Annotated in this window: 18 protein-coding genes; 5 read left to right on the top strand and 13 right to left on the bottom strand. The window is 45.2% G+C overall.

Annotated features, from left to right (window positions below):
• Positions 1–791 precede the first annotated feature (791 nt).
• From DB520_RS19920 to DB520_RS19875, 10 genes are all read right to left on the bottom strand, one after another.
• Positions 792–989 carry a cold-shock protein gene (locus DB520_RS19920; protein WP_114751528.1) on the bottom strand — a complete coding sequence of 66 codons (198 nt, stop codon included), beginning with the start codon at positions 987–989 and terminating at the stop codon, positions 792–794.
• Between the two features lie 100 nt (positions 990–1,089).
• Positions 1,090–2,121, bottom strand: coding sequence for an aspartate--ammonia ligase (gene asnA / locus DB520_RS19915; protein WP_114751527.1), 1,032 nt, complete (start codon positions 2,119–2,121; stop codon positions 1,090–1,092).
• A gap of 114 nt (positions 2,122–2,235) precedes the next feature.
• Positions 2,236–3,387, bottom strand: coding sequence for a lactonase family protein (locus DB520_RS19910; RefSeq protein ID WP_114751526.1), 1,152 nt, complete (start codon positions 3,385–3,387; stop codon positions 2,236–2,238).
• Positions 3,384–3,764: a monovalent cation/H(+) antiporter subunit G gene (gene mnhG / locus DB520_RS19905; RefSeq protein WP_114751525.1), complete on the bottom strand. Its 381-nt coding sequence runs from the start codon at positions 3,762–3,764 to the stop codon at positions 3,384–3,386. The genes DB520_RS19910 and mnhG overlap by 4 nt, the downstream gene beginning before the upstream one ends.
• Positions 3,757–4,032, bottom strand: a complete 276-nt coding sequence (locus DB520_RS19900; protein WP_114751524.1) for a cation:proton antiporter — start codon at positions 4,030–4,032, stop codon at positions 3,757–3,759. Before DB520_RS19900 ends, mnhG begins: the two co-directional genes overlap by 8 nt.
• Positions 4,029–4,508, bottom strand: a complete 480-nt coding sequence (locus tag DB520_RS19895) for a Na+/H+ antiporter subunit E (protein WP_198675397.1) — start codon at positions 4,506–4,508, stop codon at positions 4,029–4,031. Before DB520_RS19895 ends, DB520_RS19900 begins: the two co-directional genes overlap by 4 nt.
• Before the next feature lie 13 nt (positions 4,509–4,521).
• On the bottom strand, positions 4,522–6,033 hold the full coding sequence (locus DB520_RS19890; protein WP_114751523.1) for a proton-conducting transporter transmembrane domain-containing protein: 1,512 nt from the start codon (positions 6,031–6,033) through the stop codon (positions 4,522–4,524).
• Positions 6,030–6,383: a Na+/H+ antiporter subunit C gene (locus DB520_RS19885; RefSeq protein WP_114751522.1), complete on the bottom strand. Its 354-nt coding sequence runs from the start codon at positions 6,381–6,383 to the stop codon at positions 6,030–6,032. Before DB520_RS19885 ends, DB520_RS19890 begins: the two co-directional genes overlap by 4 nt.
• A gap of 1 nt (position 6,384) precedes the next feature.
• Entirely contained in the window at positions 6,385–6,795 is a 411-nt protein-coding gene (locus tag DB520_RS19880) for a Na+/H+ antiporter subunit B (RefSeq protein WP_114751521.1), read from the bottom strand.
• A 3-nt stretch (positions 6,796–6,798) separates the two neighbouring features.
• On the bottom strand, positions 6,799–9,105 hold the full coding sequence (locus DB520_RS19875) for a putative monovalent cation/H+ antiporter subunit A (protein ID WP_114751520.1): 2,307 nt from the start codon (positions 9,103–9,105) through the stop codon (positions 6,799–6,801).
• A gap of 244 nt (positions 9,106–9,349) precedes the next feature.
• Here DB520_RS19875 and DB520_RS19870 point away from each other — a divergent pair, with 244 nt between their 5' ends.
• From DB520_RS19870 to DB520_RS19855, 4 genes are all read left to right on the top strand, one after another.
• Complete coding sequence (locus DB520_RS19870) at positions 9,350–11,899, top strand: phosphoenolpyruvate carboxylase (protein ID WP_114751519.1); 2,550 nt, start codon at positions 9,350–9,352, stop codon at positions 11,897–11,899.
• A gap of 147 nt (positions 11,900–12,046) precedes the next feature.
• The gene (locus DB520_RS19865) at positions 12,047–13,189 is read left to right on the top strand and encodes an iron-containing alcohol dehydrogenase (protein WP_114751518.1); all 1,143 of its coding nucleotides are present in this window, start codon (positions 12,047–12,049) and stop codon (positions 13,187–13,189) included.
• Between the two features lie 3 nt (positions 13,190–13,192).
• On the top strand, positions 13,193–13,957 hold the full coding sequence (locus DB520_RS19860) for a gamma-glutamyl-gamma-aminobutyrate hydrolase family protein (protein ID WP_114751517.1): 765 nt from the start codon (positions 13,193–13,195) through the stop codon (positions 13,955–13,957).
• Entirely contained in the window at positions 13,948–15,315 is a 1,368-nt protein-coding gene (locus DB520_RS19855) for an aldehyde dehydrogenase family protein (protein WP_114751516.1), read from the top strand. Before DB520_RS19860 ends, DB520_RS19855 begins: the two co-directional genes overlap by 10 nt.
• A gap of 76 nt (positions 15,316–15,391) precedes the next feature.
• Here DB520_RS19855 and DB520_RS19850 read toward each other — a convergent pair whose 3' ends face one another.
• The 3 genes from DB520_RS19850 to DB520_RS19840 form a co-directional block, all read right to left on the bottom strand.
• Complete coding sequence (locus tag DB520_RS19850) at positions 15,392–16,138, bottom strand: MIP/aquaporin family protein (RefSeq protein ID WP_114751515.1); 747 nt, start codon at positions 16,136–16,138, stop codon at positions 15,392–15,394.
• Between the two features lie 3 nt (positions 16,139–16,141).
• On the bottom strand, positions 16,142–17,641 hold the full coding sequence (glpK, locus tag DB520_RS19845; protein ID WP_114751514.1) for a glycerol kinase GlpK: 1,500 nt from the start codon (positions 17,639–17,641) through the stop codon (positions 16,142–16,144).
• A gap of 371 nt (positions 17,642–18,012) precedes the next feature.
• Positions 18,013–19,572, bottom strand: coding sequence for a glycerol-3-phosphate dehydrogenase/oxidase (locus DB520_RS19840; RefSeq protein ID WP_114751603.1), 1,560 nt, complete (start codon positions 19,570–19,572; stop codon positions 18,013–18,015).
• 155 nt (positions 19,573–19,727) lie between these two features.
• On the opposite strand from DB520_RS19840, the gene DB520_RS19835 reads away from it, so the two are divergent.
• A complete protein-coding gene (locus tag DB520_RS19835) occupies positions 19,728–20,489 on the top strand; it encodes a DeoR/GlpR family DNA-binding transcription regulator (RefSeq protein ID WP_114751513.1) in 762 nt (253 codons plus the stop codon).
• The last annotated feature ends 1 nt before the right edge of the window (position 20,490 follow it).

Below are 20,490 nucleotides of genomic sequence, written 5' to 3'. Positions count from 1 at the left end.
ATTTTGGTAAAAAGGCAACCCCATATTTGGAACGGGTGCTACAGGGTTGCTAGGTGTATTAGGAATGATTTCATTGCCGTCGGTAGCAATCGGGATTATTACCGTGGGGTATTACTGAGATGAATTTAGGTTTTGGCCGAGGATAAACAAACCTCCACATAGCCACCTACATCGAGGCGGTATCCTGTCACTCATCCTGTTCCATCCCCTGGTTGATGCATTGGGGATATCGGTCGTGGGGCCCTATGCTCTTTATCTTTTGTTGTTATATCTCCGAATTTATTGGGTAAACACCGTAGTTACAAGACCGGTCACACCTAACAGTGCTTTTTGAGTTTTGATATTTTTTTTGATGATTAATGTGGGTCTAGGTCTTGTGAAGGAACATTACCAAAGGGTGAGAAACGAACAATCCCCCAGTGCAGTTAGGTATGAACGATATTATGGCCCCCAGTTTTAAATAGGGGATAGGGAATGAGTTCTTGGCCTTCAGGCCCAAAGGGATGGCCAAAGATTCCGGGGATTAGCTAAACCTCCGGAATATGCACCTTAGTTTTGCCCAATTCCGGTCTTAAAGTAACTACAAATCAAACTCAGTTTTAACCGAAAAGGAATAGGGTTATTTCCCCAACAATTTCAGGACAGATACAGGGGGAAACCATTAAAGTCAAGCAGACATTTGGATCCATGGAGTATTCTAATAACATATGATCAAAAAAAGTAAGGGTATTAAACAAAAAAAAACGACCCATTTAAAGGGTCGTTTCAATTTACTGATGTTAAATGTTATGTTATAGATTTACTACCTTCACATTAACAGCATTCAGACCTTTTCTGCCTTCTTTCAAATCGAAAGAAACGTCATCGTCCTCTCTGATCTCATCGATCAAGCCAGAGACATGCACAAAATACTCTTTAGACGACTCATCGTCAATAATAAAACCGAATCCTTTGGATTCATTAAAAAATTTTACTTTTCCTGTGTTCATAATTGTAATTGTAATTGATGTATTAATGGGTGTAAAGGTAAGGAATCTTTTTGCAAATAAAACATCTGCCCAAAAATATTTTCGGAAAAGTCAATTTAATTTACATCAATTTGATACCTGCTTCCAGGCAGGATTTTATTTCCGCTTCAGGCCATATACCAGCCTGAACCTCACCAATATGAATCTTTCTCAGCAGATACATACAGGTTCTGGACTGTCCAATCCCACCACCTATACTTTCAGGAAGTTCTCCATTGAGAAGTTTATGGTGAAAGAATAGGCCTTTCCTGTTTGTCGCATTTGCGATTTTCAGTTGCTTTTCCAGGCATTGGGCATCTACCCGTATACCCATGGAGGACAATTCAAAGGATCTTTGCAGGACGGGATTCCAAACCAACAAATCTCCGTTTAGTCCGCGAAATCCTTCCCCAGTAAGGGTACTCCAATCATCATAATCGGGAGCCCTTCCGTCATGGGGCTCGTTATTGCTGAGATTTCCCCCTATCCCCATCAAGAAGACAGCACCATACTTTTCCGCTATTTTGTCTTCCCTTTGTTTGGGACTTAGGTCAGGGTAAGCTTGCAAAAGGGTTTCTGTATCCAAAAAGGTGACCTCTTCAGGTAAAACTGGGGTAATCTCAGGAAATTCATCGTAAAGGATCGCCTCCATTTCTTTGTAGGCGGCATAGATCGATTCCACGCTGCTTTTGAGCTGATCTAAGTTGCGTTGACTGGCCTGGATCCGTTTTTCCCAGTCCCACTGATCTACATAGAGAGAGTGTATGGGGCTGTAGTCCTCATCGGGGCGCAGGGCCCTCATGTCGGTAATGATCCCTTCTCCGGGTTCCACCTCGAGCTCTGCGAGTTGCCAACGTTTCCACTTGGCAAGTGATTGTACCACCACAGCTTGGGCATCCTGCTGGTTTTTGATTGGAAATCGCACAGGACGCTCTACCCCGTTTAGGTCATCATTGATCCCCGTGCCATCAGTGATGGCCAGGGGGCAGGAAACTTTGAACAAATTCAGCCTTTCGGATAAAAGCAACGGGAAGGTGCTTTTGACCATGTCGATGGCTTTCTCGGTGGCCCTACGATCCAAGAGGGTTTTATACCCCAACTCACTGGTAAGCATTGTATACAGAAATTTTTCGTGTAGGAGTCGTAACTCCAAGTATGATTTTAACCTTCAATAATAAGTAAATCTGACTGTTTCTGTGATTTTTTTTTCAATTGGAAGACTACAGAATCAAAGAAATTTGATATAAACGGGCTTATTGATGTTTAAGCTTATATCCATTGGACTGAGCTCGCCTGTTTCCTCATTTCTTTCAAAAGCCAAGAGGGTGTTACTGCCCTGGTGGCCTACCAACATGTATTTTCCATCTGGAGTGATGTTGAAATTTCTTGGGGCTTCCCCTCCAGAGGAGATGGTCTGGACATGGCTTAGTTTGCCCTCGTCCTGTATTTTGTATGCTATGATCTCATTGGCCTCCCCCCGGTTGGATACATACAAGAACTTGCCATCCGGAGAAAGCCTCACCTCTGCAGCACCTACTTTTCCATCGAACCCCTCCCTTAATAGGCTATGCGTTTCCAAGTGGCTCAATTTTCCATCCTCATAGGAATAAACTCCTATTTCAGCGGTGATTTCATGTACTAGGTAAAGGCGGTCCCCATCGTCATTAAAAACCATGTGCCTGGGGCCTGCGCCGGGCTCAACCTTAAGCCTGAAGCTGGCCTTTTCATTCAAAGGTTTTTCCTTTGCGCCGTCAAAATCATAGACGACCACCTCATCAGTGCCTAAGTCCGCAATCAGCATTTTATCCTCAGAAGGGTGAAACAACACCGAATGTACATGCGGCTGTTTCTGCCGGTTTGGGTTGGCGCTGCTTCCTTCATGTTTCACTGCATGCACTGCTTCTTCCAGCTTACCGTCTTCCCCTATGGGAAGTACGGCAAAACTGCCTGCCGAGTAGTTGCCGGCCACCACAAAGTTGCCCTTAGGATCCATGGCCACGTAGCAAGGCCCGTTTCCTTTAGCGGATACGGTATTGATTTTTTCAAAGCGTCCATCTTCCAGTTTAAAGGAACTTACTTTTCCCCCATCTGGTCCCCCGGTTTCTTCCACATTATAGACCCTGTCTTGGTTTTCATTGACAGTTAGAAAGGAGGGGTTTTCAGGTTCACTGGCAGTGGCCAGCACGTTGAAGGCTGAGGAAGAGGGGCTAAACTCCACCAAATAGATGCCCTGTGATGGTTCGTCGGTGTAGGACCCCAATAGAAATTGATAGCTTTTTTCTTCCATGGTTGTAACTTGGGTTTCCTCTTTGTTTTCAGTTGGGCCTCCACAGGCAAATGCCAGGCTGGCCAAAGTACTTAGCAATAGGTTTTTTTTCATGTTTTGGGTATTTTTTTGGGTGTGTCTTCGCTGGAAAGTTTGTGCGTTTTAGGATCATACTTACCCTTTAAGTCATCGTGCCTGCTTTTTATCCACATTTTCACTCCTGTGAAATAAGAGGCCCTTCCAATCATATGCGCTCCTACAGGTGCGGTGAGTAGCATAAACAGGATGATGGCCAATACCCTAGAGGTAATGGCAGTATCCTGAAAATATACCGCTGCTGCCACCAAAATCAAGCCAATTCCTAAGGTTGCGGCTTTAGTAGTCACAGAAATCCTCAGGAAAAGGTCCGGCATTCGTACTACTCCTATGGCAGCGAGCAAGATAAACACGGCTCCTGCGGTAGACAATATAAAGATGATAATCTCATTCATTTTTCTCTCTTTTTTCCAGGTAATAAGAAAAGGCCACGGTTCCCAAAAAGGCAATAAGGGCCAAGATCATGGCAATATCCAAAAATGTGGGCTGATCGGTATGAATACTGTAAACAGCGATGATCCCTATTCCTGTGGTAAGCAGCAAGTCAAGTGCAACGACCCGGTCTGAAAGGGTAGGTCCCATAAGGAAGCGTGCAAAGATGATAATGGTACAGATGGCAAGTACCGGCAAAATCACATAATATAGGTAGTCGTATAAATTCATCTCAGTATCTCCAGTAATTTTCTTTCAAATCCATTTTTGATGCTTGCAATAAACTCCTCCTTGTCCTTCACATACATAGCATGTACGTAGAGGACTTTCCGGTCATCGGATACGTCGAGGCTTAAGGTGCCTGGTGTAAGGGTGATGAGGTTTGCCAGAAGGGTGATTTCCAGGTTAGTTTTGGCAGTCAAGGGGATTCTAATGATGCCTGGCTCCATGTAATAACTGGGCGTGATCACATCATAGGCTACCTGGAGGTTGGCCTTTACCAGTTCATAGAGAAAGAAGAAGACGAAACCGATAAGTTTGGGGCCTCGGGAATAGTATTTTTCCTCTCTTCTATTCGTGGTAATTAACCACATCAAAATAAAACTCAATAGGAAACCGAAAACAAAATTCTGGAAGGTAAAGGTACCGGTAATTGCCAACCAGATGAAGGAAAGCAGGAGGTTGCTGAGAAAGCGGGTCTTTATCATGGTTGAAAATAGCTTATAATTTTCCTAAAACGGCTTCAATATAGGACTGCGGGTTCATCAATTCCTCTGCAACCCGGCTGGCGACCTGTATTACGTATTCTGCACCCAAACCAATTCCTAGAGAGATAAAGGCAAGGAATAATATGGAAACCACCATGGCTTTCTGCTTTAGCGGTTTGAGTTCATGGTAGTATTTTACTTTAAGTTTTTTCGGCAGCTCCTCTCCGGTTTTCCAGAATGCCTCTGACCAAAATCTTGCGATGATAAACAAGGTAAGGAAACTTCCCAATATGATAAAGCCCACCAGCACCAAATTATCCACCTCCAAGCCTCCCCGGATTAAATAGAACTTAGCCCAAAACCCAGAAAGCGGGGGGATTCCCACTAAACTGAACAAGGGTATGGCCATCAGCAGGGACAGCTTGGGGTAATCTTTGTAAAAGCCACCCAATAACCTCAGGCTGTAGGTGCCCTTGATTTTGAATATCAGTCCGCTCACCATGAAGAGGTTGGTCTTTACGATAATGTCATGAACCAGATAAAACACGGTTCCCAGAATGGCCAATTCTGTGTACATGCCCAACCCAGCGAGCATAAAACCTATATGGCAAATAATCAGGTAACTGAATATTTTCCGGATATTGTTCTGTATCATTGCCCCGATGCCTCCGGAAAGTATAGTCAAAGCCGCCATAATACTGATGAGGGTGATCATAAAGGCATCCGGTATAAAGATCAGCGTGAAAACGCGTAAAAGTGCATAGATGCCCACCTTTGTCAAGAGTCCACCAAAAATGGCAGAAATAGCTGGAGGGGGGGTATGGTAGGAGGCAGGTAGCCAAAAATACAAGGGAAAGACGGCTGATTTTATGCCAAAACCGACAAGGAACAAAATTGCAGTTACATTCACCAGCCCCCGGTTCTCAATTTCCGCCACTTTAAGGGAAAGGTCAGCCATATTGAGACTTCCGGTGAGCCCATAAAGTACTGCAATGGCGGTGAGAAACACCACCGATGCCAGCAAGTTCATGGTGACGTACTTGATGGAGCCCTCCAATTGGGCTTTTTCCCCCCCAATGGTAATCAACACAAAAGAGGAAATAATAATAATTTCAAACCAAACGTAAAGGTTGAAAATGTCACCCGCCAGGAAAGCACCACAAAGGCCCATTATCAGGAAGTGAAGAATGGGGAAATACCCAAATTTTACCCGTGCATTTCTTACTGCTCCGACGGAAAAAACACTAACGGCCAACCCTGAAAGTGTGGTAAGAAGCACCATGAGTACACTGAAGGTGTCTGCTACGAAGGTGATGCCAAAGGGGGCTCCCCAATTTCCTGCTTGTGTGACCAAGGTACCAGATTTCCACACCTGCGCAAACATGATCACGGCAATGGCCACGGCAATTAATGAACCTACTGTGCTGACCAACTTTTGCAGGTTTTTTTGTGTCCAGCAAAACATCAGCAAAATGGCCAAGAAAAGCTGGAAAATAATAGGTAAAACTATATAGGGATTACTCATAGGTCTTCGTCGGTTGCATTCATCTCGTCCAGGTCGTCGGTTTTCACCACTTTATAGGCCATTTTCACCAGTATGATGGCAAAAGCCTGTAAACCAAAGCTAATCACAATGGCTGTAAGAATAAGGGCTTGTGGCAAAGGGTCCGCATACATGTCCGCAAGGATTTTTTCTGTGGGACCTATAATTGGTGGGTGGCCCTTTACCACTCTTCCCAATAGAAAAATCAACATGTTGGCACCGTTGCCCAGTAGTATCAGGCCTATGATCAGCTTCACTAGACTACGCCTTAAGATCATATATATGCCAGCGGCATAAAGAAGGCCAATAATTATGACGAGTAAAATTTCCATGCTATAAGGTCTCTGAAATGGTGAAAATAATGGTGAGGGAGACCCCAATCACGACCAAAAATACCCCTGTATCAAAAAACAAAGCAGAACCTACCATACCTATTACAGGAATGGGGTCTTCAAACCAAAGCCCTGTCATAAAAGGCTGTCCTACAAACCAGGGTGCGGCTCCTGCACCAATGGCAAAAACCAATCCAACGGGCATAAGGAATCCAGGGTGAAACTTGATGATGCTCCTTGTTTTTTCCAGTCCGTTGGCAAAGGAGTGAATCACAAAGGCGATACTGGCGATAAGCCCCCCCACAAAGCCACCCCCGGGAAGGTAATGTCCCCGGAGTAAAATAAACACCGAAAACAGCAACAGCAGAGGAAGCAGGTAATTGGATGCGGTTTGAAATATGATGGTCTTCATAATTTACTCTTTTTCAATGCTTTTAAGCCGTAGTTTCAACAAACTAAATACTCCTAATGCTGCAATGGCCAATACGGTGATTTCTACCATGGTGTCAAATCCCCTGAAGTCCACCAGAATTACATTGACCACGTTTTTCCCTTTTCCCAGCAGATAGGCATTTTCCGCATAATAGGTCGAGATGTCTTTTTGAACAGATTCGTTCAGCACTTCCAGGGTAAGGATACTGATCATTGCCCCGAATATAAGGGAAAGCAACCCATCCCTAATTCTGTCCCGGTTGTCGGATAGCTTAAGGTATTTCGGCAGGTTGTAGATCACCAACACAAACAAAATTACCGTAAGTGTATCTATGGAAAACTGGGTCATGGCCAGGTCCGGAGCAGAATAAAACAGAAATATCAAACAAAAAGAGTAACCCACTACCCCCATAGATGCCACCGCGGCAAGCCTTGACTTGGTAAATACTGTGAAGAAAATCGCAGAGGCCATAATGAGAACAATTATGGCTTCATAAATGGTAATTTCTGATAGTACGCTGGTGTCCACATAAATCTCTACTCCCAAAAAGAGCCTATAAGCAAGCAAAAAGGTAAGAAAGGAAAGTATGGTGATCAGGTAGTAGCGGAGATAGCCATTTTGCAGAAAATTGGTCCACTTGGCCGAAAACCAGGTAAAGCCCCTTCCAAGCCCTTTTACCATACTATGCGGGGAAATGGATTCGAAACGTGTGGCTTTTCCAAGTAGTGCCTCAGAGGGCTTTATAATAAAATACAAGGCGATACCCGTAGCAATGGTTGCTACACTGAGGGCAAGTATCACGTTAAACCCATGCCAGAGGTGCAAATAGAAATCCGGATCCTGCAATGTGAGGGCCGCCACTATTGGCTTAATCAGTGGACCATCCACTAAGGGAGGAATCAGCCCAAAAAGAATACCCAAAACAGCAAGAATCAGGGGAGGCACCCACATAGCTGGCCCAGGTAAATGTAGCTTGGAGAATTTTTCTGGCAATTTTCCAACAAAAGGTTTAATACCCGCCAAAAACCCGGCAAATAGTAAGGCTACATTGGTCACAATGGCTGCTCCGGTCAACACCCAGGCTAGGTCTCCAAAATGTAGGGTAGCCTCATAGATCAGGTCCTTGCCTACAAACCCAAAGGAAGGAGGAATTCCCGCATTGGATACTGCGGCCAATAATCCGGCGATGCCCACTGGAAGCATAATTTTATTCAGACCTCCTAGCTGGGATACGTCCCTAGTACCCGTCTCGTGGTCTATGATGCCTGTGATAAGAAATAGTGTGGCTTTGTAAAGCGCATGTACCAGTATAAATACCGCTGCGGCGGTAAGGGCCTCTTCCGTACCCAAGCCTATAAGGAAGGTAAGTATGCCTAGAGCTGAAATTGTAGAATAGGCCAAAATGCCCTTAAGGTCTAACCGAAAGATGGCATGGAGGGCCGCATATAACATGGTTATGCTCCCCACAATAATGAGCGTGGTATTCCACATGACATGATTTCCCAGGATCGGAGTGAATCGCGCCAATAAATAGATGCCCGCTTTTACCATAGTGGCAGAGTGTAGGTAGGTGGATACTGGAGTGGGTGCTTTCATGGCTCCCGGCAACCAGAAATGAAAGGGGAATTGGGCAGATTTGGTAAATGCACCTATGAACACCAGACCGATAACCCAGGGATAGAGATCGTGGCCATGTATTTCGCCGGACATGGCAGCAAGGGAGGAAATTTGGAATTCATCTGTAATGTATCCTAAGGTCACCATGCCCGCAAGTAAAAATAGCCCTCCAAAACCGGTAACTCCTAATGCGGTAAGGGCAGACTTGCGCGAGGGTTCGCTGTCGTTGTTAAAGCCAATTAGGAAAAAGGAGCTAATACTGGTAAGCTCCCAAAAGATAAACAAGGTAATGATGTTGTCTGCCATCACCACTCCCAGCATGGAAGCCATGAACATGGATAAATAGGCATAGAACCTATCCAGGTACTGGTGGCCTTTCAGGTAGGAGGAGGTATAAACAAATACTAAGGTTCCTATGCCGGTGATGAGAAGGGTAAACAACAAACTAAGCCCGTCTAGGTAAAAATCCAAGCCCACCCCTAGGCTAGGCACCCAAGACCAATTGAAATGCAAAGTTTCTCCCGAGCTGATCCTAGGGAGAAAGCTGATAAAATAGGAAAACAGGGAAAAAGGAAGCAAAGCTATCCCTATGGAAGACTTGCCTTTCAGTCCCCTAATAACATTAGGCATAAACAGGGCTAATAAAAACCCCGCCAGAATGGCTATCAGCATTTTAAAATGGTTAAAGGTTGGTTTCTTTGTGCTAAAAATACAAAAATAATTGTTGTAACATGAAATTTGATTTTTTAGATGGTGATAATGAAATTACACTCATCTGATTAAGAGCATAATAGAATCCTCTTTCCAATACGGAATTTTCCAATTAGGAAAATTAAAAAGGAGGAAATTAAGGGATAAAGCAAAAAATTGTTCATTTTTGAGTAATTCGAAACGTATAACGCAAACCAATCAGACCATGCCTAATGTATATGAGACTGAGGTGGCCAAAAGGTTTACCATCTATAACAGTCTTTTTTTGGACTTGCCTTTTGACCATATTTACCGAACAGGCACCTTGCTGCCTATATTGACAAGTGCTTGCCAAACGGGTTTTGAAAAAAACAGGACACCTAAACAAATCATTAATCAGTTTTTTGAGGAACTGATGTCGGACAAAACCGAAAAAGAAAGAAACGACTTGCTCTTCAAAATGGTGCAATACATCGAACGCCAAGTTGTTTTGTTCGACTCCATAGAAGATGCTGCTTTCGAAAAGGTGAATGACCTAAAGGGCAAGGGTACGATGTCAGCTCTAATTTCAAGAGTGGAAAATGACAACAAAAAAGAGGAGCTGATTGATAAGCTAAAAAAATTCTCCATTCGGCTTACCCTTACCGCCCACCCCACCCAGTTCTATCCCGGAAACGTTTTGGCCATTATTACCGATCTTGAAGCCGCTATCAGGAACAATGATCTCGGGATGATCAACCTACTTCTTCAGCAATTGGGGAAAACCGGTTTTATCAATAAAGAAAAACCCACTCCCTACGATGAAGCAGTAAGCCTTTCCTGGTTTTTAGAATATGTATTTTATCCTAGTATTAGCGAAGTTGTGGTTAGGATGTTGAACAGGTTGGAAATTCCCTTGCACAATTGGGAAAACCCTAATTTGCTTAAGGTTGGATTTTGGCCGGGTGGAGACAGGGACGGAAATCCTTACGTCACGCATAATATTACCGAAAAGGTTGCAGATAAACTTCAAAATTCTATCCTGAAATGTTATTACAGAGATATTCGAAAAGTGAGAAGGAGACTTACTTTTCACCATGTAGAACCCTTTCTGATAAAGGCTGAAAATCGCCTTTATGCCACATTGTTTGGGGGTGAGGACAAATTTACTTCCAAGGATGAGTTGCTAGAGGTTCTGTATGAGGCAAGAAATGGAATCATTGAGCATCATGGGGGGCTGTTTTTGGATCTCCTTGATGAGTTTATTCTCAAAGTTAGGATTTTCGGCTTCCATTTTGCCAGTATGGACGTGCGGCAGGACAGTAGGAAGCACGACGACCTCTGGAACCATATCCTACTGAAAAAGGAAGGAAAAAAAGCACTGGAAAATTACCAAAGCGCCAAAGAAACGGAGAAAATCGAGAAAATACTCAACTTCAACGAGCTGCCCGCAATCGCAGACATGGAGGATGATTTTCACAAGGAGATGATGAACAGTTTTAAGGTCATCAACTATATCCAAAAAAACAATGGCCCTATGGGTTGTCATCGTTACATCATTTCCAACAACCAGTCAGCTCTGCATATTTTGGAAGTGTTTCAGTTGGCAAGGATGTTATTGGAGAAAGAGAAGGAAATGGATGTGGACATTGTCCCGCTCTTTGAGACCATTGACGACCTTGCCGCGGCTCCGGGAATAATGAAACAGCTCTATCAAAACAAGGTGTATAGAGAACACTTGACCTACAGGAAAAACAAACAAACCATCATGTTGGGATTCTCTGACGGTACTAAGGACGGTGGGTATATCAGGGCTAACTGGTCCATTTTGAGGGCCAAGGAGGAGCTGACACAAGCTGCAAAGTCTGAGGGTATAGACGTGGTCTTCTTTGATGGTAGGGGAGGACCTCCTGCACGTGGAGGAGGGAATACCCACAACTTCTACGCATCCCTAGGCCCCAACGTGGCCAATGAGGAAATTCAAGTGACGGTGCAGGGACAGACCATTTCAGCAAATTACGGAAAGCAAGTAAGCTGTACCTACAACCTTGAACAGCTGCTTAGCGCTGGGATGATCAGCCACCTTTATCCTTCCGGAGAGAACAGTCTAAGTGATGCACAGAAGGCTGTAATTGAAGAAATGGCGGATTATAGCTATCAGGCATACAAGGGTCTGAAAAGCCACCCACAGTTTGTGCCTTATTTGGAAAAGGTGACACCACTTAAGTTTTTCGGAATGACAAATATCGGATCCAGACCGGTAAAGCGTTCGAATGGGGGTGGAATGAAATTTGAAGACCTGAGGGCTATTCCATTTGTAGGTGCCTGGGCTCAAATGAAACAAAATATTCCAGGCTTTTTCGGGGTAGGTGTAGCAATAGAGGAGATGGAAAAAAGAGGAAAACTGGATGAAGTGAAAAAGCTTTACAAGGAATCTCTTTTCTTCAGGAGTTTGCTGGGCAACTCCATGCAGTCCCTGGCCAAGTCCTTTTACTCCGGCACCGCCTACCTTAAAGATAATGAAACCTATGGTGGTTTCTGGGAAATGCTATTCGAAGAATACCAGAGATCCCTCAAAAATATCCTTAAAGTGGCAGAAATGGACAACCTCTTACAGGACAATCAGGTGAGCAAAGAGTCCATTGCCATCCGGGAACGTATTGTACTTCCCCTGATTACTATTCAACAATATGCCATACAGGAAATTCTGGAAAAAGGCAAAGAGGATGCGGACTTGCAAAAGCTGATTTTAAGGACAATGTTCGGTATTATCAATGCAGCCCGAAACGCTGCTTAAATAAAGTCAATCCTTGGTATTAACAAATGGCACCGATGCTTTTAGAGTATCGGTGCTTTTTTATTTTTCAATCTCACCATTAACAGTTAATTTTATCCACAACCTTACTTTCCTGTTTTTAGTCTTAAAATTTTACCACTCCCTACCATGAATCACAAACAGATTTATTCCTTTTCCTTTCCCACTACTATAAGGTTTGGCCCAGGGGCAATTTTAGAACTTCCCGATTACCTAAGTTCCAAGGGTGTCAAAAAGCCACTTCTGGTAACCGATCCGAATGTGGCACATCTTGAATTCTTTTCCGCCATTACAGGCATGCTTCAAAAAAGGGGCCTTGCTTTTCAAGTGTTTAAGGATATGGGAAAAAACCCGGTGAAATCAGAGGTGTTAAATGGGAAGTCAAACTACCTGAATGCCCAATGTGATGCCATTGTGGGTATTGGTGGGGGAGTGCCATTAGATGTGGCAAGAGCCATCGCTTTAAGCATCAATCATAAAAGGGACTTGTTTGACTACGATGATCTTATAGGAGGGGACAAGTACGTGACCGAACCCATCCCGCTTTTTGTAGCAGTTCCCACCACCGCAGGAACTGGCAGTGAGGTGGGTAGAAGTGCTATCATTGCAGAGGACGATACGAAAAAGAAAAGGATACTGTTTTCTCCTTCTCTATTGGCCAAAATGGTCTTTGCTGATCCCGAACTGACCATGGAACTACCCCCATTTATAACTGCGGCTACCGGAATGGACGCTCTCACCCATTTGATGGAGGCTTTTCTGGCAAAAAATTGGCACCCCATGTGCAGCGGAATAGCCCTTGAGGGCATGCGCTTGCTCAGTGGAGCCTTGGTCAAGGCCACCAAAAACCCTGACCTTTCCTCAAGATCAGATATGCTGATGGCTTCAATGATGGGTGCTGTGGCTTTCCAGAAGGGACTGGGGGTCGTGCATAGCCTTGCCCACCCCCTTTCCGGGCTTCTAGATACCCACCATGGTCTGGCAAATGCCGTTAATTTGCCTTATGGTATGTCCTTTAACTACGAAGGGTTCGAGCAGCAGTTTGACCAAATGGCTTCCTGCCTAGGAGTAGATAAGGGTAATGAAGTCGTTGATTATATTTTTCAGTTAAATGAGGAGCTGGAGCTGCCCTCCAAGCTGAGAGATGTTGGGGTAAAGGAAGAACACCTGGAAACCCTGTCTGACTTGGCGTATGCTGATTTTTGCCATCCCAATAACCCCAAACCGGTACTAAGGGATGATTTCTTGACACTTTATAAAAAGGCCTTTTAGAAAATGCTAAAAATTGGAGTTAGCGCTTGCTTCATGTATCCGGATAAGGAAAGGCTGGTATTTGGCCCGAAGACCCTGACCTACATAGAAAACGATATGGCTGGGTACATCAGCCAGGAAGGGGTACTCCCCCTGCTTCTTCCCAACTTGGGATTGGATAAAATAAAGCCTATAATCGATCAAATGGATGGTTTCGTATTTCAGGGTGGCACCGACCTCGCCCCCAAGTTTTATGGTGAGAAACCAATAATTCCCGGAAAATGGCTTGGAGACAGCTATAGGGACGAATACGAGTTGAGGTTAATGGAATTGGCTTTTCAGTCCGGGAAACCCATTTTGGCTATTTGCAGGGGGATACAAGTATTGAATGTATTTTGTGGAGGTACCCTTTATCAAGACATCGCCACCCAAGTGCCGGAAGCTATTATTCATAGAGACGCAGAACGTTATGATACCTTACACCACGGTGTACATTTGGCAAATGGTAAAATTTTGGATCAGACCTATGCAGAAGAAACACTGAAAAGGGTTAATTCTGTACACCACCAAGCGATCAAAGACTTGGGCAGTGACCTTGAGGTGTTGGCTACCTGCAAAGAGGACGGACTGATAGAGGCAGTGGGGTATACACGGGCCGCACCAGGAAAAATACTAGGTGTGCAGTGGCATCCAGAGTTTACTTATCACAAACCCGGCGAGGCACTTGACCCCAAAGCCTTATATGGATTATTTCTTTCACATGTAAAAAAACAAACCTTATGCAATTGATCAATCCCGCAAATGGACAGGTGTTCCGTGAGGTGGATGAGGATACCACTGAAACCATTTCCGAAAAAATCCATCATCTCAAGAGAGTCCAGGAAGAGTGGGCGGCTGTACCGGTAAAGGAACGCCTGGGAATAATCTCAACATTTGGCAAATTGGTGAAAGCACAGCGGGAAACCCTGGCCCAATGGTTGACCCAAGAAACAGGTAAGCCTATACAGCAGGCAAGAAATGAGGTGACAGGAGCACACAATCGGATAGCACATCTTCAGAAGCATGCAGAAAAATGGCTTGCAGAAGAGCTGTTGGAGAAGGAAGGAAGTACCCAAGAACTGATCCGATATGAACCTCTGGGAGTCATCGCAAATATATCGGCATGGAACTTTCCTTATAATATAGGTTACAATGTTTTTTTATACGCATTGGTAGCGGGCAATGCAGTTGCTTATAAACCTTCAGAGCATGCCTTGCTAACGGGCTTCGGGTTTAAATCCTTGCTTGAGGAGGCCGGTCTTCCAAAAGGTTTATTTGAAGTAATAGTAGGTAAAGGGGAGGTAGGGGAAACGTTATTGAAAGCCGATATTGACGGTTGTTTTTTTACGGGCTCCTATGCGACAGGAAAGAAAATCGCCACCCAATTGGCAGGCAGGATGATACCTTTGCAGTTGGAATTGGGAGGTAAAGATCCCCTTTATGTCATGGAGGATGTCAGGGATATTAAGCAGGCAGCCAAGAATGCAGCGGAAGGTGCATTTTATAATAACGGTCAAAGCTGCTGTGCCGTGGAAAGGATTTATGTTCATGCCTCTATCTATGAGGAATTCTTGGACCAATTTCTGGAGGAGGTGAGATCCTACACCCTCGGGGATCCCTTAGATGAAACCACCTTTATAGGCCCCCTCACCCGGAAAGACCAACCTTCCTTCCTGTTTGGCCAAGTGAAAGATGCCTTGGAAAAGGGGGCAACACTGCATTGCGGTGGAAAAATACCCAACAGGCCAGGGTTTTATTTTGAGCCGGCCGTTTTGAGCGAGGTAAATCATGAAATGGAACTGATGAGGGAGGAATCCTTTGGCCCTATTATAGGGATCCAACGGGTTGAAGGGGACAAAGAGGCCGCAAAACTGATGGCTGACACCAATTATGGCCTTACCGCAGCTGTGTTTTCGCAAGACAAGAATAGGGCATTGCAACTATTGGATAGGCTGAATGTGGGTACCGTATATTGGAATTGCTGCGACCGGGTCAGTCCCAACCTTCCCTGGTCAGGCCGCAAGCAATCAGGAGTTGGCAGCACCTTGTCCTATCAGGGCATCCGGGTATTTACCCAACCTAAGGCTTATCAGTTAAGAGAGGGGTAGAAGGAGGGTGAAGTGGCATACTTCAACCAGCAGAGGAAAACCTTAGAGGGCAAAAAGAGACCTCTAAAGTTAAGGTCTAGACTAAGTTTCCCGCTCCAAGCAATAGATAAATTCCCGCGGCAAATGCTGCACCCAAAAGTGGACCCAGGATAGGCACCCAACTGTAGGCCCAATCCGAGGAGCCTTTTCCTTTAATGGGAAGAATTTGATGCATGATTCTGGGACCCAGGTCTCTGGCAGGGTTGATGGCATAGCCGGTAGTCCCTCCTAAAGACAGACCTATAACCCAAACCAAAAATGCGACAGGCAATGCCCCCAGGGATCCCAATCCTATAGGTGTTCCTGTTCCGTCCTCAATTACTGCCGGAGTGGAATAGAGGATGACGATGATAAGTACTGAAGTGCCTACCGCTTCAGAGATAAGGTTGGAGGGAAGGTTTCTGATAGCAGGGGTGGTGGCGAAAGGTGCGAATTTTAGCCCAGGATCCTGGGTAATAGCAAAATGATCCTTATACACCAGCCATGCCATTCCTGAACCAAACATTGCTCCCAGGATTTGGGCACTCACATATTTGGGCACCATGGCCCATTCAAAATCACCGGCAATTGCCAGTCCAACGCTTACGGCCGGGTTCAGGTGGGCGCCACTGTAGGGACCGGCGACTACCACCCCGATAAAAACCCCCAAGGCCCATGCGGTTGTGATCACAATCCATCCGGAATTGTTTCCCTTGGTACCATTCAGCACCACGTTTGCCACTACCCCCGAGCCCATGGCCAGTAGAAGTGAGGTGCCTACGAATTCTGCTACGAATATATTCATGGTCTAATCCTCTATCCAGCCTTTAGAACGTTCTACGGCTTTATGCCAAAAGTGCAGATATCCCTTGACCTTTTCCTCCTCCATTTGAGGGTCAAAGGTCTTATCAGATGCCCAAAGGGATTTTAGTTCATCCTTTTCCCAAAAACCTACTGCCAAGCCTGCCAAGTAAGCGGCACCCAGGGCGGTGGTTTCGGTGATCTTCGGCCGGTTAATGGTAGTACGGACCAGGTCGGCCTGAAATTGCATCAGGAAATTATTGGCCGAGGCCCCACCATCCACACGCATTTCCTTGGTTTTTTCCCCACTGTCCTTTTCCATGGCTTGCAAAACGTCGTTGACTTGGTAGGCGATGGCCTCCAAGGCTGCACGTGTCATATGTGCAATGGTGGTGCCCCGGGTGATGCCAAAAAAGGATCCTCTTGCATCCTGATCCCAATGGGGAGCGCCTAATCCTGTCAGGGCAGGCACGAAGTAGACCCCATCGTTGTCCGATAGACTTTCTGCAAGTGCCTCGGTTTCCTGGGCATGTTGAAAAAGGGAAATGCCATCTCTGAGCCACTGTATCGCTGCTCCACCGATAAAAACCGAACCCTCAAGGGCATAGTTGACTTCATCCCCAATCTTCCATGCCACAGTGGTTAATAGACGGTTATTTGATTTCACTGGTTTTTCCCCCGTGTTCATTACCAGGAAGCATCCAGTTCCATAGGTGGTTTTTGCCATTCCTGGTTGGATGCAAAGCTGCCCAAAAAGTGCAGCTTGCTGATCTCCTGCAATTCCGGCTATCGGGATTTTGGTGGAAAATATGTCTCCTGCTGTGGTACAATATACCTCTGAGCTGGACTTCACCTCCGGCAATAGGGATTTGGGAATATCCAGCAGCTCCAACAATTCATCGTCCCATTTTTGTTCATGGATATTGAACAGTAAGGTCCTGCTGGCATTAGTGATATCGGTGATATGCTCTGCTCCACTGGTTAGTTTCCATATCAACCAGGAGTCCACTGTCCCGAAGCACAATTCTCCCTTATTTGCCTTTTCCCTAGCACCCTTAACGTTATCCAGTAACCACTTGATTTTGGTACCGGAAAAATAAGCGTCTATGATCAAACCTGTTTTTTCGTTGATTTTGTCAGACAGCCCCTTCTGCTTTAGCTCATTGCAGTATGCGGAGGTCCTTCTGTCCTGCCAAACGATGGCATTATGAATGGGCTCCCCGGTCTTTCTGTCCCAAATAATGGTTGTTTCCCTTTGATTGGTGATGCCAATACCGGCAATTTGCTTGGCTTTGATATTGGCTTTGGTAATGGCTTCAGTGGCTACTGCTGCCTGTGAAGTCCATATTTCATTGGGGTCATGTTCCACCCATCCGGCTTTTGGGAAATGCTGCTTAAAGTCTTTTTGGGCCATTGCGGCAATTTGGCCTTTGGGATCGAAAATAATGGCACGAGAGCTTGTAGTGCCCTGATCCAAGGCCAAAATGTACTTTTTGGGTTTATTCATATGTTTATAATTGTCTTTTCAGCGGTCATATAGCCTGCCCCGAACTTGTTTCGGGGGAATCTCACAACGATAATCATCCCGGTGTGTGACGTGCTCGTCATGCCCTGACTGCCGTCAGGACAGGCTCGATTTCATCTGTTTATATTTGTATTTCAATGGTCAGATGGAATGCCCAGATTAATCATCCCCCTGTGTGAGAATTCTTTCTCATGGGCATTTCAAGTGTTTATATTTTCATTTCAACGGTCAGATAGCCTGCCCCTGCCTGCCCCGTCCCGGATAGCTACGGGATCGGGGAACTCGATTCGGGGGAATGCCTAGAATAATGATCTCCCTTTGCGAGAATTCTTTCTCATGGGCACTTCATGGGTTTATATTAAGTATTTATCTGCTAATTTATTAAAATCTTCTAATTCTTTTTTGATCCAGTCTTCGTCCTTTCCAAGTTCTTCCGCCATCAACATGGCCACCTTGGGAGCACAGTCTTTTGCCGCCTGTGCATCCAGGATGAGAAGCCTAATTCTTCTGGAAAGGATGTCCTCCAGCTTCATGGCCATTTCCTCCCTTACTGCCCATATCACTTCTGCAGCCAGATGGGGGTAGTCCGGGTGAAGTTGCTCATTCCAGGCCTGGTTTCCTGATGCGAGCTTTTTTATCCTTTTCGCGTCACTTCCATAGCTTTTCCAGTGGCCTTCCTCGGACGTTTTTGTGAAACCATGTAGCTTGATGTCTGAGGAATCACTCTCGACGGGCTGCTGTTGGTGGAGCTTGTAAAATTTGTCCACCGTATCTTCGCCCATTTTTCTGAAAGTGGTCCACTTGCCCCCTGTAAGGGTGATCAACCCGCTTTTTGAAATGACCACCTTATGGCTTCTTGATATTTCCTTGGTTTTGGCCCCACTTTCCTTGGGTGCAGCAAGTGGCCTCATCCCCGCAAATACCGATAGGACATCCTTTTTGGTAGGGGCTTTTACAAGGTAATGCTCGGCAGTTTCTAGGATAAATTGAATCTCGCTTTCTAAGGGTTTAGGTTCCATTTTTGCTTTCTCCCTCAAAGTATCGGTGGTGCCTAGCACCAACTTGCCCTTCCAGGGCACGGCAAATAACACCCTGCCGTCAGAGGTTTGGGGTATCATCAAGGCATCCTTGCCCCCCAAAAAGGAGCGATCTATCACCAGGTGAATTCCTTGACTAGGCTGTATCATTTTGCCAATGTCCGGCTCATCCATCTTTAGGATTTTGTTTGCAAATACGCCAGTGGCATTGATGACAGACTTTGCTTTTACTACGTGTTTTTCCCCACTGAGTTCGTCTTTCACCTGCACAGCATAAATTTTTCCATTTATGTCTTTTAGGATTTTATTTACTCCGCAATAGTTCACCAGACAACCCCCCATGCTGTTGCAGGTCTTAGCCACCATTAAGGCCAGCCTTGCATCGTCAAACTGACCGTCATGATAGACAATCCCACCCTTAAGGCCCTCCGTCTTGATCATGGGCAGTCGGTCTATGGTGTCCTTCCTGGAAATATACCTGGATTTACCCAGTCTTAATTTTCCAGCCATCCAGTCGTAAATTTTGAGTCCAATGCTGTATTTCCACCTGTCCAGAAAACCGTACAAGGGGATAATAAAGGGCTGGTTACTGGTCAGGTGTGGGGCATTTTTAAGCAAGCGCCCTCTTTCCTTCAGTGCTTCCAACACCAGGCCTATCTCTCCCTGTGCCAAATACCTCACCCCACCATGAACCAATTTGGTGCTGCGGCTTGAGGTGCCCTTTGCAAAGTCCGCCTTTTCAAAAAGCGCAACATCCAAGCTCCTGGAAAGCGCATCCAATGCCACCCCAAGTCCTGATGCTCCTCCACCTATGACTACCATGTCCCAGACCTTGTCTTTTTTTGCAAGCTCTATTAGGTTTTTATTTCTATCCATTACTACCGATTTGAAAACAAAAATACTACAAAAAATCATAAAAAGAAATAAATTGGTTTGTTTTAGAGTCTGTATAGTTTCTTTTTATTTCTTTTTGTGGTACCTTAATGGTGATTTATGAGAATGGAAACACAAAAGGATAATTTGTAAGGGTTATGACCATCGCAGAAAGACATAAATATATTTTGGAAAAACTGCAGCAGGCCGGTTATGTGAGTGTTGCGGAGCTAAGCAAAGAGATGACCGTCACCATGGTGACGGTACGAAAAGATTTAAAGGTACTGGAGGATAAGGGGCTGCTCTTTAGGACCCATGGCAGTGCCACCCCGATCTACCCTTATGTAAAAGACAGGTCTGTAAGTGAGAAAAAGAATTTACACGCCAAGGAAAAGCAAGCAATTGCTCAGAGAGCCGTGGAATTGCTTCATGAAAATGATGCCATAATAGTGGGGTCTGGAACCACCGTGGTTTCCTTCGCCCAGGCCATCCCCAAGTACCTTCCGCTCACAGTGCTTACCGGGGCGATGAACGTGACAATGGCATTGATGGAGCACAGTTCTATTGAATTGGTTCAACTTGGGGGGATAGTTAGAAAGAGCAGCAGTTCAGTTGTTGGGAATTATGCAGAAACCATGATCAGGGATTTCGCTTGTAATATGTTGTTTTTGAGTGTGGATGGAATTGACCTGGAATTTGGGCTAACCACCTCGAATATGATGGAAGCCCACCTCAATGCTCAAATGATACAGGCTGTACAGCGGACTATAGTTCTGGCAGATTCCAGTAAATTCGGCAAGAAGAGTTTTGGCAAAATTGGTGCTCTGGAAGATGTGGATATTATCATTTCTGACAAAGGCCTATCTACTCACTACGTGAATAAGTTGGAGGAAAAAGGCATAGAAGTTATCCTCATATAGT

Origin of the sequence: Pleomorphovibrio marinus, from assembly GCF_003347495.1 — a bacterium.
Taxonomy (GTDB): domain Bacteria; phylum Bacteroidota; class Bacteroidia; order Cytophagales; family Cyclobacteriaceae; genus Pleomorphovibrio; species Pleomorphovibrio marinus.
The sequence above is the reverse complement of the archived record's forward strand: the minus strand, read 5'-3'. Positions and strand labels throughout refer to the sequence as shown.